This window comes from Streptomyces sp. AB3(2024) (genome assembly GCF_041862025.1).
Taxonomy (GTDB): Bacteria; Actinomycetota; Actinomycetes; order Streptomycetales; family Streptomycetaceae; genus Streptomyces.
Genome location: NZ_JBGWAB010000010.1, coordinates 16,438 through 29,861, shown reverse-complemented (window position 1 = coordinate 29,861; position 13,424 = coordinate 16,438). Strand labels below are relative to the sequence as shown.

At 73.2% G+C, this 13,424-nt stretch carries 14 protein-coding genes and 2 pseudogenes; 10 read left to right on the top strand and 6 right to left on the bottom strand.

Annotation, left to right across the window (positions count from 1 at the left end; genetic code table 11):
- Window positions 1–140 precede the first annotated feature (140 nt).
- Both ACEPPI_RS06785 and ACEPPI_RS06780 read left to right on the top strand, forming a co-directional pair.
- A complete protein-coding gene (locus ACEPPI_RS06785; RefSeq protein WP_373914319.1) occupies window positions 141–680 on the top strand; it encodes a GNAT family N-acetyltransferase in 540 nt (179 codons plus the stop codon).
- Between the two features lie 108 nt (window positions 681–788).
- Entirely contained in the window at window positions 789–1,514 is a 726-nt protein-coding gene (locus tag ACEPPI_RS06780) for a hypothetical protein (protein ID WP_373914318.1), read from the top strand.
- Window positions 1,515–1,537: 23 nt separating this feature from the next.
- Here ACEPPI_RS06780 and ACEPPI_RS06775 read toward each other — a convergent pair whose 3' ends face one another.
- From ACEPPI_RS06775 to ACEPPI_RS06765, 3 genes and pseudogenes are all read right to left on the bottom strand, one after another.
- Window positions 1,538–1,726 carry a hypothetical protein gene (locus ACEPPI_RS06775; protein WP_373914317.1) on the bottom strand — a complete coding sequence of 63 codons (189 nt, stop codon included), beginning with the start codon at window positions 1,724–1,726 and terminating at the stop codon, window positions 1,538–1,540.
- Between the two features lie 82 nt (window positions 1,727–1,808).
- The gene (locus tag ACEPPI_RS06770) at window positions 1,809–2,483 is read right to left on the bottom strand and encodes a hypothetical protein (RefSeq protein ID WP_373914316.1); all 675 of its coding nucleotides are present in this window, start codon (window positions 2,481–2,483) and stop codon (window positions 1,809–1,811) included.
- 101 nt (window positions 2,484–2,584) lie between these two features.
- Window positions 2,585–2,740: pseudogene (locus ACEPPI_RS06765) on the bottom strand (thioesterase II family protein); the annotation flags it as partial.
- A gap of 14 nt (window positions 2,741–2,754) precedes the next feature.
- On the opposite strand from ACEPPI_RS06765, the pseudogene ACEPPI_RS06760 reads away from it, so the two are divergent.
- Window positions 2,755–2,977 (top strand): annotated as a pseudogene (locus tag ACEPPI_RS06760) (ABC transporter permease); the annotation flags it as partial.
- Here ACEPPI_RS06760 and ACEPPI_RS06755 read toward each other — a convergent pair.
- The gene (locus ACEPPI_RS06755) at window positions 2,958–3,686 is read right to left on the bottom strand and encodes a MerR family transcriptional regulator (RefSeq protein WP_373914315.1); all 729 of its coding nucleotides are present in this window, start codon (window positions 3,684–3,686) and stop codon (window positions 2,958–2,960) included. The pseudogene ACEPPI_RS06760 and the gene ACEPPI_RS06755 sit on opposite strands and share 20 nt — an antisense overlap.
- Before the next feature lie 144 nt (window positions 3,687–3,830).
- Here ACEPPI_RS06755 and ACEPPI_RS06750 point away from each other — a divergent pair, with 144 nt between their 5' ends.
- From ACEPPI_RS06750 to ACEPPI_RS06730, 5 genes are all read left to right on the top strand, one after another.
- Entirely contained in the window at window positions 3,831–5,156 is a 1,326-nt protein-coding gene (locus ACEPPI_RS06750) for a YhgE/Pip family protein (RefSeq protein ID WP_373914314.1), read from the top strand.
- Window positions 5,157–5,333: 177 nt separating this feature from the next.
- Window positions 5,334–6,035: a 2-phosphosulfolactate phosphatase gene (locus ACEPPI_RS06745; protein ID WP_373914313.1), complete on the top strand. Its 702-nt coding sequence runs from the start codon at window positions 5,334–5,336 to the stop codon at window positions 6,033–6,035.
- 713 nt (window positions 6,036–6,748) lie between these two features.
- Window positions 6,749–7,327, top strand: coding sequence for a TetR/AcrR family transcriptional regulator (locus ACEPPI_RS06740; RefSeq protein ID WP_373914312.1), 579 nt, complete (start codon window positions 6,749–6,751; stop codon window positions 7,325–7,327).
- A 90-nt stretch (window positions 7,328–7,417) separates the two neighbouring features.
- Window positions 7,418–8,200, top strand: a complete 783-nt coding sequence (locus ACEPPI_RS06735; protein WP_373914311.1) for an oxidoreductase — start codon at window positions 7,418–7,420, stop codon at window positions 8,198–8,200.
- A gap of 130 nt (window positions 8,201–8,330) precedes the next feature.
- Window positions 8,331–9,614, top strand: a complete 1,284-nt coding sequence (locus ACEPPI_RS06730; RefSeq protein WP_373914310.1) for a cation:proton antiporter — start codon at window positions 8,331–8,333, stop codon at window positions 9,612–9,614.
- A 117-nt stretch (window positions 9,615–9,731) separates the two neighbouring features.
- On the opposite strand, the gene ACEPPI_RS06725 is transcribed toward ACEPPI_RS06730, so the two are convergent.
- Complete coding sequence (locus tag ACEPPI_RS06725; RefSeq protein WP_373914309.1) at window positions 9,732–10,724, bottom strand: GlxA family transcriptional regulator; 993 nt, start codon at window positions 10,722–10,724, stop codon at window positions 9,732–9,734.
- Between the two features lie 52 nt (window positions 10,725–10,776).
- Between ACEPPI_RS06725 and ACEPPI_RS06720 the strand changes: the two genes are divergently transcribed.
- A complete protein-coding gene (locus tag ACEPPI_RS06720) occupies window positions 10,777–11,172 on the top strand; it encodes a cupin domain-containing protein (protein WP_373914308.1) in 396 nt (131 codons plus the stop codon).
- Between the two features lie 148 nt (window positions 11,173–11,320).
- Window positions 11,321–12,361 carry an aromatic acid exporter family protein gene (locus tag ACEPPI_RS06715; RefSeq protein WP_373914307.1) on the top strand — a complete coding sequence of 347 codons (1,041 nt, stop codon included), beginning with the start codon at window positions 11,321–11,323 and terminating at the stop codon, window positions 12,359–12,361.
- 78 nt (window positions 12,362–12,439) lie between these two features.
- On the opposite strand, the gene ACEPPI_RS06710 is transcribed toward ACEPPI_RS06715, so the two are convergent.
- Window positions 12,440–13,423, bottom strand: coding sequence for an ABC transporter substrate-binding protein (locus ACEPPI_RS06710; RefSeq protein ID WP_373914306.1), 984 nt, complete (start codon window positions 13,421–13,423; stop codon window positions 12,440–12,442).
- Window position 13,424 lies beyond the last annotated feature (1 nt).

The following is a 13,424-nucleotide window of genomic DNA, read 5'->3' as shown; positions in this document are numbered from 1 at the left end:
GCCCGGCCGTACGCGTTCTTGTCGACTCGCCCCGGCGGGCGTACCCGGGCGACCGTGCGGGACATTGCATCCACCGCATCGCCGGGCCGCAACCGGATATCCGGTCGACACGGTGGCCGTGATGGCGTTTGCTGACCGGCATGCCAGAGCTGCGTACCGACCGTCTCGTGCTCCGCCGGTGGCGGGAATCGGACCTCGAACCGTGGGCGGCGATGAACGCCGACCCCGAGGTGCGCGAACACCTGGGGGGACTGCTGACGCGGCAGCAGAGCGACGCCGTGGTGGCCGGCATGCGGGCGGACTTCGACGCGCGCGGATTCGGCTGGTGGGCACTCGAAGCACGGGAAACCGGTGAGTTCCTCGGGCGTGCCGGCCTGGACACGGTGGACGGGGGCCTGCCGTTCGCGGGGGTGGACGTCGGTTGGCGGCTGGTGCGTTCGGCGTGGGGGAACGGCTACGCCACCGAGGCCGCTCGCGCCTGCCTGGCCTTCGGCTTCGAGACCCTCGGGCTGCCGGAGATCATTGCGACGACGACCGTTCGCAACCTCCGTTCCCAGGCGGTGATGCGGCGCATCGGGATGACCCGTGATCCGGCTGATGACTTCGAGGATCCGAGCGTGCCCGAGGGGCCGCTCCGCCGCTGTGTGCTGTACCGGACCCGTCCGGCGAGCAGGCCCTGACGGGCGTCACGGCAAGGAGGTGCACACGGGTCTGCTCCTGCGCCGGGGGAACGGCGACGTCAGCACCCTGGTGGGCGCGGAGGCGGAAGGGGGGCGGTCCTCCACGGGGTGAACGTCGACGCTAGCGTGATCACCATGTACGAGATCAAGGGCGTGAGAGCCACGCCGGGCGGACGGATGAACGTCCGGTTCCACAAGCACGGCTTCGTCGTCAGACCGGACCGGCGCGTCGGCCGCGTCGCCGAAACGCTCTTCGGCGACGGAGCCGGGTGCATCACCGCACTGGTGCTGCTCGCGTCGGTGGGGCTGTTCAGTCTGCTCCGCAAGAACGGGGCGCCGGAGGCCGCCGTCACGGCCTGTATGTGGGTGTTCATCGTGGCGGTCTGCTACGGCACGCTCATCGCGCTGTTGCACTGGACCGCCGGGGTGGTCGCCAACGTCCTGTTGTTCCTGTTCGTCGTGGTGACGTTCCCCGGGCTGCTGATTCCGGGCTACCGGCGAACGGTGCTGCGCCGGCTGCGCGGCGGCGGTCCGGAGACCGAGCCGGGGTGGGTTCCGGGGACCGCTCTCCTCGGGGTGTGGCATCAAGTGGACCCGCAGGGCGGCGTCGTGGTGACGGTCCAGCGGACCGACGGGTCCGTCACCGCGTACGTTCCCCCGGCCGACAGGGCCCGCAACCTGCACGACCACTTCGACACGCTGCTGCGCAACGCCCGCCCGGCCCCGGCCCCGGCTCCCTACGGGCAGCCGGCACAGGGCGCTCCGGCGTACCAGCCCTGGCAGGGGAACCCGGGCCACCAGCCCGGCCACCACCCGGGCCATCCGCACGGCTGACCCTCGCCCACCCCGGTAGCCGGTCAGCGGAACTCGTCCGCGTGTTCCCCGGTCCACGAGCGGAACGTCCGCGCCGGCTTCCCCAGTACACGTTCCACGGTGCCGGTCACCCGCTCGGGCGACTCCACGAACGCCCCCCACGCCCGCAGTCTCGCGTCGACGAACTCCGCGTTCCCCCACGCCGCCGTCAACTGCCTCCGCGCCGCCTCCACCGGCAGGTCCTCCCACCGCACCTCGCGGCCGACGGGTGCGCGGAGGCGTCGGACGGTCCCCGAAGGGGAAGCGGGGCGATGGTCAGAAGGGTGGGGAGTCCCCCATCAGGGTGGCGAGCCAGGTGGTGTACGCGGCCCGGCGGGGGCAGGTGGCGGTGGCTTGGGGAGTGGCCCGGCAGCCGCCCGGTCGGCAGTCATCGGGGCCGCGCTCGCCGTGGAGCGCGGTTGCCCGGAGGGCTGCCGCGTCCGGCTCCGGGGTGAGGGCGGCGGATACCTGGGCGAGTCGGCAGTCGGGCAGCGCGTCACGGTTGCCCGGATTGCGGAACGAGTACCTGCCGTCGTCGACCCGGACCCCCCGTGCGTCCGAGGTCCAGCGTGTCGGGCCGGCCATGCCCTGGCGGCGCAGCACGGCCGCGGCGAGCCGGCCGGGTTCCGCGGCGCCGAGGCGGTCCCGCAGGCAGGCCGCGAGCCGCTTGCCGGCGTCCGCGGGCACGTCGGCGTCCCCGAGGGCGGGCAGCAGCAGGAGCAGGCGGGTGTCGGGATCGGTGGTGGTTCCGCCGGGCAGACCGTTGTCGGCGGCGGCGACCAGCTCGGGCCAGGACAGGCCCGGGCCTCTCCGGTGGCCGTCGTCGCGGGCGAGGAGCTCGGCTTGGTCCCAGTCGGGGTGATGGGCCAGGTAGTGGACGCCCACTTCCTCGTGGGCGTTCTCGTAGACGACGTGCAGGCCCAGTCCGCCCGCCACCGGAACGGTGAACACGGGCCGGTCGCCCGCGGCCCACAGTCGGCGCCGGAAGTCCCGGCGGGCGATCGGCTCGTGGTGTCCGAACCAGGAACGGGGGGTCCCGCCGCGCAGGCAGGGTCGGCGAGTTCCGGGACGCTGTCGACGAGGGGCTCGGCGCGGCGGTCCTGGCGGCCGGGGTACTGGACGCACAGGACGTCGGCGAAGTCCGGCATGGTCCGGGCCAGGGGGAGGCAGAAGCTCGCGGAGCCGCCGGCGTGCGGCAGGCAGACCAGCCGGACGCCGGCGTCCGGCCTTCTCCAGCGCCTTCACCCCGGTCCACTCGATGCCCCGGCTGGTTCCAGCCAATCGCCCAGTACCAGCCGTTCACCCCGGCCATCGAAACCCTCCGCGGCCTCCTCCTCGGCACCGAGATCGGCAACAACGGCCGGCTCGCCGTCACCTGGTACCTCGCCCTCACCGCCCTCGGCTACCTCTGGGCCACCGCGAAGTTCAACGCCGACCCGAAGTAGTGGGAGAGGAACCGTCCGGCAGCTCGGGGGCCGCGGGCCCCCGGCTGGTCCGCAAGGCCGTCCCCTCGGCCGCGACCCGCCGCCGGACCTGGTCCTCCTGGGCGAGACGCCGTAGCAGCTCGAACACCGGGGCGCAGATCGCGAAGACGATGACCGCCCGCTCCGCCAGCGCCACCGGGTCGTCGAGGCCCTCCGCCCGCTCCAGGTCCAGCCGGGCCACCGACTCGGCCAGCCTCGCGTAGGCGGCGAGCTCGCCCGGGGCGTACTGCGCGTCCAGCCGCCGCAGCTCCTTCAGCGCCACCGCGAGCCCCTCCACGTGCGGCGACGTGTCCGGCGCCCGCCAGTCCAGGGCCGCGAGCAGCTCCGACACCTCGGCATCCGCGGTCGCCGCGGCCTCGGCCTCCGCCTCGTCGGCCGCGGCGCTCTGGGCCGCCACCGGCACCGGCAGGGCGTAGCTGACCGCTCCGAGCGCGCCCTCGGAGGTGTGGGCCTGGTCGACGGCCCCGAGCACGTCACGGGTGGCGGCGATGGAGAGGCCGCCGAGCGTGGTCAGCGCCTTGATCAGGCGCAGTCGCTGGGCGTGCTCCTCCCCGTACTCGGCGAGGGTCGCGGCGGTCGCCCGCCCCGCGGGCAGCAGCCCCTGGCGCAGGAAGTACTTGATGCTGGCGACCGGCACGCCGGTCCGCCGGCTGAGCTCCGAGATCTTCATACGGCCTCCCTGCCGGTCATGCGGTACCCGTCCGGTGCGCGTCATCGGCGATTGGACACCACAACAAGATACTGCCACTATCCAGTAGCTGGATACTTCAAGTATCCAGCCTCAGGAACCCTGCCGCACCGCACCGGAGAATCGATGCCTCAGCCCACGCCCCCCTCCGTTCTCCGCAGACCTCGGCTGTGGATCGGGACGGGACTCATCGCCGCAGTGGTCTCGATGCTGTTCGCCCTGCTCTACGTGGGCGGCAACGTCAATCCCAGGGGCAACCTGCGCGACCTGCCCGTGGCGCTGGTCAACACCGACAGCGGCGCCGACGCGGGCGGACGCCACGTCAACCTGGGAGACCAGGTCGTCTCGGGGATCCAGAAGGCCGCCGAGGGCGACAAGAGCTTCGACTGGCAGGTCGTCAGCCGCGAGGAGGCCGACAAGCGGCTCGGCCGGGGCAAGGTCTTCGGCGCCCTCGTCATACCCAAGGACTTCTCCGCCACGGTGGCCGCGCTCACCTCCCCGCAGCCCGCGCCCCAGGGCAAGGCCGCCCCGCCGACCCTGACCGTGCTGACGAACCAGGCCGCCGGCAGCATCGGCTCCTCCATGTCCTCCCAGGCCGCCCAGAAGGCCGCCCACGCGGCCTCCGCCCACATCGGCCAGGAACTCCTCAAGCAGGCCGCGGCCCAGAAGACCCCGCTCCCGACGGCCGCCCAGCTGAAGCTGGCCGACCCGGTGACCGTCACCGTCGCCGACGGCCACCCCCTCGGTTCCCGCAGCGCCATGGGTCTGAGTGCCTTCTACTACGCACTGGTCCTGGTCGTGTGCGGCATGCTCGGCGCCAACCTGGTCAACTCCCAGGTCGACACCGCGCTCGGCTACCTGCACACCGACTACGGCCCGGTCCGCAAGCGCGAGCCCGTCCAGCACACCAGCCGCGTGCGCACCCTGGCCGTCGGCATGGCGCTGATGCTCGGCATGTCGCTCGTCATGGGCACCCTGGTCGAGGTCGCCACCGTCGCGATCCTCGACATGGACGCCTCCCACCTCGGCCTGCTGTGGCTCTACTCCGTCGCCACCATCGCCGTCGTCGGCATCGGCAGCCTGGCCCTCTTCGCCGCCTTCGGCACCCCCGGCATGCTGCTGGCCACCATCGTCTTCGTCGCGATGGCCGTCCCCTCCTCGGGCGCGACCGTGCCGCTCCAGGCGCTGCCCGGGTTCTTCCACGCCCTCTCCGCATTCGAGCCGCTGCGCCAGATCACCGAGGGCATGCGCGCCATCCTCTACTACGGCGCCCAGGCCGACGCGGGGCTGACCCGCGCGTGGGCCTCCATGGGCATCGCCCTGGTCGCCGCGCTGGTCTTCGGCTTCGCCGTCACCCGCCTCTACGACCGCAGGGGGCTGCACCGCATCCCCCACCCCGCCACCGAATCGGAGACCGCGGCCCCCGAGGCCCCGGCACCCGCAACGGCCTGAGACACGGCTCGCGGTACCCCGATCGCGTCCTCGGCGACGCACCCGACCCGACCCCCGGGCCGGCCCCCACCGTGGGCCGGCCCGCGGCGCACCACCACCGGCCCGGACCCGGACGACAGTTGTGACGCGCACCACCATCCGGGGGCTTCGCGGCGGGCATGGACGATCATGACCGGTATGGACGCTCGTTTCCTCGGCATCTCCGAACTGGTCGAAACCCCTTCCGTGGCGGTCGTGATCGACGTCATGCGCGCCTACACCGTGGCCGCCTGGGCCTTTGCCCGAGGGGCGGAGAAGATGGTTCTGGCCGAGTCCCTGGACGACGCCCTGGCCCTCAAGGCCCGTCACCCGGACTGGGTGGCACTCAAGGACGGCCCGGCCGCGCCCGGGTTCGACCTGGTCAACTCGCCGGGCCTGCTGCGCTCCGCCGACCTGGGCGGACGGACCGTGGTGCAGAAGACCACGGCGGGGACGGTGGGCGCCCTCGCGGTCAAGGACGCGTCGCTGGTGCTGTGCGCCGCCTTCGTGGTGGCGGAGGCGACGGCCCGGCTCCTGCGGACACGCGGGTGCGACGGCGTCACGTTCGTGGTCACCGGCGAGGACGGTCAGGCCGATGAGGACCTGGCGTGCGCCCAGTACATCGCCGGGCGGGCCACCGGGGCCGGGACGGATCCGGCCGGGTTCCTCCGCCGCGCCGGAGAGTCACGCGCCGCCGCCGAGCTCGCCGGGGGCGTGCGCCAGGGAGTCCATCCGGACGACGTCGCGCTCTGCCTCGATCTCGACCGCTTCCCCTTCGCCATGGTGGCGACCCCCGAAGACTCCCTGATGGTCCTCCGCCCGTACGCCGTGCCTCCGCGAGCCGGCGGGGCTCCGCTCTGATCACCGGCATCCGGCCACCGCGGGTGCGTCATCCGATGGACGTGCGCGCTTCGGACTACGTCGCGCCGTCCCGGAGGGCCCCCGTGGCCGGCGGCCCCGTCGGGACGGAGGCGGGCCGGGGGTCCTGCCGCGCGCGGGCCCGGTCGCGGAACCAGGCTACGGGCCCCGACCAGCACGGCCGCCGCGGCGCCGTAGAGGGGCAGCCACAGGGTCGTCGTGGCCGCCAGGCAGTCGGCGACGGCCTTCCCGCTCCGGTTCGCCCGGGCGTACGCCAGAGCGGCGCCGTCGCGGCCGGCCAGGTCCGCCAGCGCGGCCTCCGTCAGGAGGGCCTCGTACCTGCCCATCTCCGGGCAACCGCTGCGCGTGCCCGACATGGGGAACAGCCAGGCCCGGCGCTGGAGCATGGGGGGCCGGCACGAGCGCCACGCACAGACCGACGACCAGCGAGTACGCGACCGGATTGCGCATGTACCCGGTCCTGATGCCGGGCGTCCACGGCGGCCGTCCCTGAAAGGCCAGGATCACCGCCAGGAGCGTCACGCCGATGAACGTGGCGAACCACTGTCAGGAACCCTGGGCGAGGGCGAACGTCAGTACAACGGCGAGTCCGATGCCGACGACCCCGGACGGCCCAGCCGCGGGGGCGGTCCGGTGCGCCGGGGAATCGACGACTACTTGACCCGTAGGTCAAAAACACTGCTACGGTGGGCGTCATGGGCAGGCCGAAGCAGTTCGATCCGGACGTGGCGGTGGAGCGCGCGATGGGCGTGTTCTGGCGCAAGGGGTACGCGGCGACGACGCCTCAGGACCTCGTGGACGAGATCGGCATCGGCAAGGGCAGTCTCTACAACGCCTTCGGCAGCAAGCACGCCCTGTTCGAGCGGGCCCTCGCGCGCTACCGGGACTCGCAGGCCGCATGGCTGGAGGAGCTCCTCGACCACCCCGGCTCCGCGAGGGACCGGCTGCGGGGCGCGTTGGAGGCCCTGGTCGAGCTCGACCTGGGCGACCCGGACCGGCGCGGATGCATGGCGGTCAACACCGCCGCCGAGTCCGCCCCTTCGGACGCCGGGACGACCGACACCGTACGCATGATGTTCGCGCGGACGGAGAGCGCGTTCCGGGCGACCGTGGAGGCGGGCCAACGGGCCGGCGAGATCGACGGCGGGCGGGACGCGGAGGCGGTGGCCGCCTGGCTGCTCGCCACGGTGATCGGCATGCGGGTGCTGGCGAGGACCGACCGGGACGGCACGCGGTTGCGGCAGGTCGTGGACGCGGCGATGGGCGCCCTGTAGTCCGGCGGCGCCCGGCGGCGGCCCGCCTCTTTTTTATGAGCTTGTTTTGTACCTGTGGTTCAAAAAAATTCGAGGAGAATGGAGTCCGACATGGAGCTCGATCTCGCGGGCAAGGCCGCGGTCGTGACAGGGGCGAGCCGGGGCGTCGGCCTCGCGATCACCCGGCGGCTCGTCGCCGAGGGGGTCCGCGTGGTCGGTGCGGCCCGCACGATCACGGCCGAACTGAAGGAGACCGGCGCCCACGCGGTCGCGGTCGACCTGAGCGCTCCGGAGGGCGCCGAGGAACTGGGGGCGCGGGCGCTCGCCGCACTCGGCGGTGTGGACATCCTGGTCAACAACCTGGGCGGAGGGGACGAGTTCACCCTGAACGGGTTCCTCGCCACGGACGACGCCCTGTGGGCACGGAGTTTCGAGGTGAACCTGTTCGGGACGGTACGCGTCACCCGACGGCTGCTGCCGAGCATCCTGGAACGCCGCGGTTCGGTGGTGAACATCTCGTCGATGAGCGCCCGCATGCCGGGCACGGGTCCCATCGAGTACGGAGTCGCGAAGGCGGGCCTCAACGCGTTCGGCAAGGCGCTGTCCGAGGAGTTCGGCCCCAGGGGCGTACGCGTGAACACGGTCTCCCCGGGGCCGACGCGAACCGGCATGTGGGAGGACGCCGGCGGTTTCGGTGCCCGCCTCGCCGAGGCGAACGGCGTCGGGCACCACGATTTCGTGTCCGGGGTGCCGGCGGCGATGGGCATGACCACCGGCCGCATGGTCGAACCCGACGAGGTCGCCTCCGTCGTCGCGTTCCTCGTCTCGGACCGCGCGGCCAGCGTGACCGGCGCCGACTACCGCGTCGAGGGCGGCGGCATCAAAACGGTGTGAGAGGTCCGGCCCGCCCGCCGCTCCGGCGCGCGCCGACTCGCGGCGGGGCCTGCCACCGGTTGCGGGGCCGTCGGCGGAAGATGACACCGGGACGTTTTCGCCGCTGTCGTTCGTGCCGGGAGGAAGAGCCGTGAGCCCGTGGGCGTGGATGGTGGCGGGCGCGGTGATCGCCTGCTACGCGGCGCTGTCCCGTCGACTGTCCACCACGGTCGTGTCCGGACCCCTGGTGTTCATGGTCGCCGGCCTGGGCATCGGCCCCCTGGGGCTGGGCCTCGTCGACGAGGGGACGGACCCGCAGTCCGTCAGGGCGCTCCTGGAGGGCGCGCTGGCGGTGGTGCTGTTCACGGGTGCGGCGGCCATCCGCAGGGCGGAGCTGCGCAGGGAACTGTTCGTACCGCTGCGGCTGCTGGCCGTCGGGCTGCCGCTGACGTTCGCGCTGGGCTGGCTGGTGGCGTGGCCGCTGCTTCCGGGCCTGGGGGTGTGGGAACTGGCGGTCGTCGCCGTCGTCCTCGGTCCCACCGATGCGGCACTGGGCCAGCAGGCCGTCTCGGACCGCAGGGTGCCCGCCCTCGTACGACACGGTCTGGACGTCGAGTCGGGGCTCAACGACGGCCTGGCCCTGCCGTTCTTCCTCCTCGCGCTGACGGCGGCGGGCGGCGGGCAGGGCGGACAGGGCATCGGTGAGACGTTCCTGCGTGCCCTGCTGCTGAGTTCGGCGATCGGGCTGGCCGTCGGCTGGACCGTCGCGCGGCTCCTGCGCTGGTCGGCCTCGCGCACGTGGACCGCCCAGGGGTGGCGTCAGCTGGCGTCGCTGGCCGTTCCCGTCGTCGCCTACCCCTTGGCCGTGGAGATCGAGGGCAGCGGGTTCATCGCCGTCTGGGTCGCCGGACTGGCCTTCGGGAACGTCCTGCGGTCACCCACCCTCGCGGGCGACGCCGCCGCGGATCCCCCGGCCGACGCGACCGACTTCGCGGAGCGGCTCGGCGTGCTGCTCGCCTCGTTGAGCTTCCTGGCGTTCGGCGCGGCCATTCTCGGACCGGCCCTGGGCCACATGACCTGGCAGATCCCCGTCTACGCCGTACTCAGTCTCACCGCGATCCGGATGCTCCCGGTCGCCGCCGCCCTGCTGGGAACGGGGCTGCGCCCCGCGACCTTCGCGTACGTCGGCTGGTTCGGCCCCCGTGGCCTGGCTTCGATCGTGTTCGGCCTGATCGCGGCCGAGGCGCAGCTTCCCGGCGGCCGGGTCGTCGAGGGTGCGGTAGCGCTGACGGTGGCGCTGAGCATCTGCCTGCACGGCGCCACCGCCCCAATGCTGGGCGCCCGATACGGCGCCTGGTACGCGCGGGCCCTCGCTGCCGACCCCCATCTCAAGGAACACGCGGACCTGCCCACCGAGGGCATCCGCCCGCGGTGAGGGCGCGCCACCACCATCCCCCCTCGCCCCACCGGCGGTGGACCGCCCCGGCTCCGGCCGCTCCCCCGTCCGACGCGGCGACCGGGCCGCCCGCCCGCCCGCCCGCCCGTCCGTCCGTCATTCCACCCCGGCCCCGAACCGGCGCCGGTACACCGACGGGGCGACGCCGGTCTCGCGGCGCATCAGGGCGCGCAGATTGGCTGCGGTGCCGAGCCCGCTGCACCGCGCCACCACCTCGAAGCGGGACTCGCCCCGCTCGATCAACCGGCATGCGAGGGCGAGCCGTTCCCCCGTGAGCCACGACAAGGGCGTCGTCCCCAGCTGGGCCCGGAAGCGGCGGTGCAGGGTCGCCGGACTGATGGCCGCACGCGCCGCGAGGTCGGACACGGTCAGCACCGTGTCCAGCCGTTCCTGGGCCCAGGCCAGGACCGGCGCCAGGGACTCGTCCGGCAGGTCGGGGACGGGGCGCTCCACGAACTGGCGCTGCCCGCCGTCGCGGTGCGCGGCGAAGACCAGTCGCCGGCTCACGGAGTTGGCGACCTCCGCGCCGTGGTCGCGGCGGACCACGTGCAGCCCGAGGTCGAGCGCGGCCGAGCTCCCGGCGGCGGTGAGGATGTCACCGTCGTCCACGAAGAGCACGTCCGGTTCGAGGTGGACGGAGGGGAAGCGGTCCCGGAAGGAATCGGCCCACTGCCAGTGCGCGGTGGCCCGGCGCCCGTCGAGGACTCCGGCCTCGGCCAGGGTGAAGGCGCCGCTGCAGAAGCCGATCAGGCGCGCGCCGCGCGCGTGCGCCCGTCGGACGGCGTCGAGCACGGCGGGCCGGCGGGGCACCTCGACGTCGGGGCGGTTGGGGACGATCAGGGTGTCGGCCTCGTCTGCCGCTTCCAGATCTGCGACTCCGGTGAGGGTGAAGAACCCGTCCCGCATCAGGGTGCGGGGCCCGGGAGAGCAGAGCCGGAAGTCGTAGAGATCACGGCCGAGCTCGGGTCTGCGCAGGCCGAAGACCTCGATCGCGCAGCTGAGCTCGAACGGGTTCGAGTTCTCGTCCACGATCACGACGACCCGGTGCGCGCCGGCCGGGCGCACCCCTTGCGAGGATTCTTTCGACATGTGCAATTCCTAGCACTCACACCGGCCGTGCGTAACGCCCCAGGATGAGCCCATGAGCAACGTACCCCTTTCCCTCAGCGAGGCCCTGGCCTCCTTCGATGCCCTGTGGAGCCCCCGTATCGTCACGCGGGTCAACGACTACGACGTGCGCGTCGCCAAGGTCGAGGGCGAACACGTCTGGCACGTCCACGACGACACCGACGAGTTCTTCCTGGTCCTGGACGGGGAGCTGCGCATCTCCCTGCGCGAGCCCGCCGGGGAGCGTACGGTCCTGCTCCCGCGGGGGTCGGTCTTCACCGTTCCCCGGGGTACGGAGCACAAGCCCCACGCTCCGTCCGGCGCCGCCATCCTGCTGTTCGAGCCCACCGGGACGCCGACCGTGGGCGATCGCCACGAGGAGGTCCCCGACCACGTGGACGCGACGACCGGCCACCCGCTCGGCACCTGAGCCGGTCACCGACCCGGCCGGAGCTCCGCGGGCGGGCGTGCGCCGCGGCCGCGTTCGGGGGACCCGTGGTGGAGCCTCCCGTACGGCGCCGCGGGCGTCCTGACAGGCTTCGGTTCCGGACCGCGGATCGGTGAGCGGATGGGCGCGGATGAGCGCAGAGGTGTGGGGGCGGGTCCGCCGGAGGGCGGCCGCCGAGGGGCCGGCGGCGGCTCGTATCGCCGTCACGGTGGTCGCCGCATGGCAGACCGCCCTGTGGCTGGGCGCCGACCAGCCCCCGGTGTTCGCCGCGATCGTGCCGCTGGTCGCGCTGCGCAGTGATCCGGCGGCGGCGTTCAGCACCTCGCTGGAGCGGGTCGGCGGCGTGGTCGCGGGCGTGTTGCTGGGCATCGTCGTCCTGCAGTGGCTGCGCCCCTCCACCGCGGCGCTGGCCCTGGTGGTCTCGCTCGGGCTGGCCCTGGGGATGGTGTTGCGCGCCGGTGCCTCGCTCGACGTCCAGATCGCCGCGTCCTCCCTGCTCGTCCTGGCCAACCCCAGCCCCGACGCCTACGCCCTGGACCGAATGTGGGAAACGGCGGCCGGGGCCGCGGTCACGGTGCTCCTGGCCCCGCTGCTGTGGCCGCCGAGTCCCCGCCGAGCGATGGCCGTCTCGGTACGGGAGTGCCGGCTGCGGCTCACCCGCGCGCTGGCCGGAACGGTACAGGTGCTGGGTACGGGTCCGGCCGCCGCCGGGGACAACCTGGACCTCGTGCTCCGTGAGACCCGGGCGGTGCGCCGGGCCGGGGACGAGGCGCGTGACGCCGAACGGGCCCTGAGGTTCAATCCGCTGCGCCGACGCGACCGCGAGGAGATCCGCGGCCTCGCACGGCGACTGCGTCTGGCCCGCGACCTGTGCGCCGGGGTGGAGGCCCTGGCCGAGGAGGTGGCGGCGTTCGCCGGCCGGAATGACCTGGCCGCCGATGTCGCGCGGGCCCGCCGCGATCTGCCCGGCCTGGCCGCCGCCACGGTCCGGGCCGTGGACGAGACCCTGGCCGGTGGCAGTGCCCGGACGGAGGTCGCGGCCGCCCGGAGTGCCTTCGCCGCGTACGCGGCCGCGGTGCGGCAGCCGGTGGCGGTGGCCCTGCGGCAGCCCTTCCGAAGGCTGCTGGACAGCCTGGACGGCCTGGACACCCCGTCCCGGCCGCCCGTCTGACGGCCCGTACGGCGGCAGGTGCCCCTCCTGCGGCAGGCCGGCGGGCGGTGGGCGGTGGGCGGTGGGGGTGCGCGGACGTCAGGTCAGCCAGGGCTTCCACACGTCCTCGTTGCGCTCCACCCACCTCTTCGCCGCCTGCTGGGGCGAGAGCTTCTCCTCGGCGATCATCAGGGACACCTCGTTCTGCTGCGCCTTGGTCCAGTGGAACTTCTTGAGGAAGTCGGCCGCCTTGCCGCCCGAGTCCGCGAAGCGCGTGTTCAGGTACTTCTGCAGCGGTGTGCGCGGGTAGGCACAGGCCACCTTCTGTGGATCGTCGGCGCAGCCGTCGGTGTACTCGGGGAGTTTCACCTCGGTCATCGGGACGCGTTCGAAGAGCCACTGGGGCTCGTACCAGTACGTCAGGAAGGGCTTGTGCTCCTTCGCGAACTGCTTGATCTGGGTGATCTGCGCGGCCTCGGAACCGGCGAAGACGACCTCGAAGTCGAGGCCGAGGTTCTTCACCAGCGCCTTGTCGTTCGTGACGTAGGACGGGGAGCCGTCCATCAGCTGGCCCTTGCCGCGGCTCTCGGGGGTGCGCAGCTGATCGGCGTACTTGTCGAGGTTCTTCCAGTCGGTGACGTCGGGATGGGCCTCGGCGAAGTAGGTGGGGACGAACCAGCCGATGTGGCCCGTCACCCCGAGGTCCCCGCCGGGGGTGATGGTCTTCTTCCCTTCGACGTACCGCTTCTCCTGCTCGGGGTGGCCCCAGTCCTCCAGGATCGCGTCGACGCGGCCCTGGCTGAGGGCGTCCCAGGCGGGAACCTCGTCGACCTGGACGGTGTCCACGCGGTAGCCCAGCTCGTGTTCGAGGAGGTAGGCGGCGACGGCGGTGTTCGACTGGGCGCCGACCCACGACTGGACGGAGAGGGTGACGGTCTTCGCGCCCTGTGCGACGGCGTACGGGGAGGACTGGCGGGTCATGTCGGCCGCGCCGCAGCCGGTGAGGGCGGCGAGGGCGGTGGCGGCGGCGAGTACGGCCGCGCCGTGGCGGCCGAGGGGGCGCCGGGGGTGTGCGTCGCGCATG

Bases quoted from the DNA above. Each gene is read 5' to 3' on its own strand.
- ACEPPI_RS06785 (WP_373914319.1), top strand. From the start codon at position 141: ATGCCAGAGCTGCGTACCGACCGTCTCGTGCTCCGCCGGTGGCGGGAA.
- ACEPPI_RS06755 (WP_373914315.1), bottom strand. From the start codon at position 3,686: ATGAAGATCTCGGAGCTCAGCCGGCGGACCGGCGTGCCGGTCGCCAGC.
- ACEPPI_RS06750 (WP_373914314.1), top strand. From the start codon at position 3,831: ATGCCTCAGCCCACGCCCCCCTCCGTTCTCCGCAGACCTCGGCTGTGG.
- ACEPPI_RS06745 (WP_373914313.1), top strand. From the start codon at position 5,334: ATGGACGCTCGTTTCCTCGGCATCTCCGAACTGGTCGAAACCCCTTCC.
- ACEPPI_RS06740 (WP_373914312.1), top strand. From the start codon at position 6,749: ATGGGCAGGCCGAAGCAGTTCGATCCGGACGTGGCGGTGGAGCGCGCG.
- ACEPPI_RS06735 (WP_373914311.1), top strand. From the start codon at position 7,418: ATGGAGCTCGATCTCGCGGGCAAGGCCGCGGTCGTGACAGGGGCGAGC.
- ACEPPI_RS06725 (WP_373914309.1), bottom strand. From the start codon at position 10,724: ATGTCGAAAGAATCCTCGCAAGGGGTGCGCCCGGCCGGCGCGCACCGG.
- ACEPPI_RS06720 (WP_373914308.1), top strand. From the start codon at position 10,777: ATGAGCAACGTACCCCTTTCCCTCAGCGAGGCCCTGGCCTCCTTCGAT.
- ACEPPI_RS06715 (WP_373914307.1), top strand. From the start codon at position 11,321: ATGAGCGCAGAGGTGTGGGGGCGGGTCCGCCGGAGGGCGGCCGCCGAG.
- ACEPPI_RS06710 (WP_373914306.1), bottom strand. From the start codon at position 13,423: ATGCGCGACGCACACCCCCGGCGCCCCCTCGGCCGCCACGGCGCGGCC.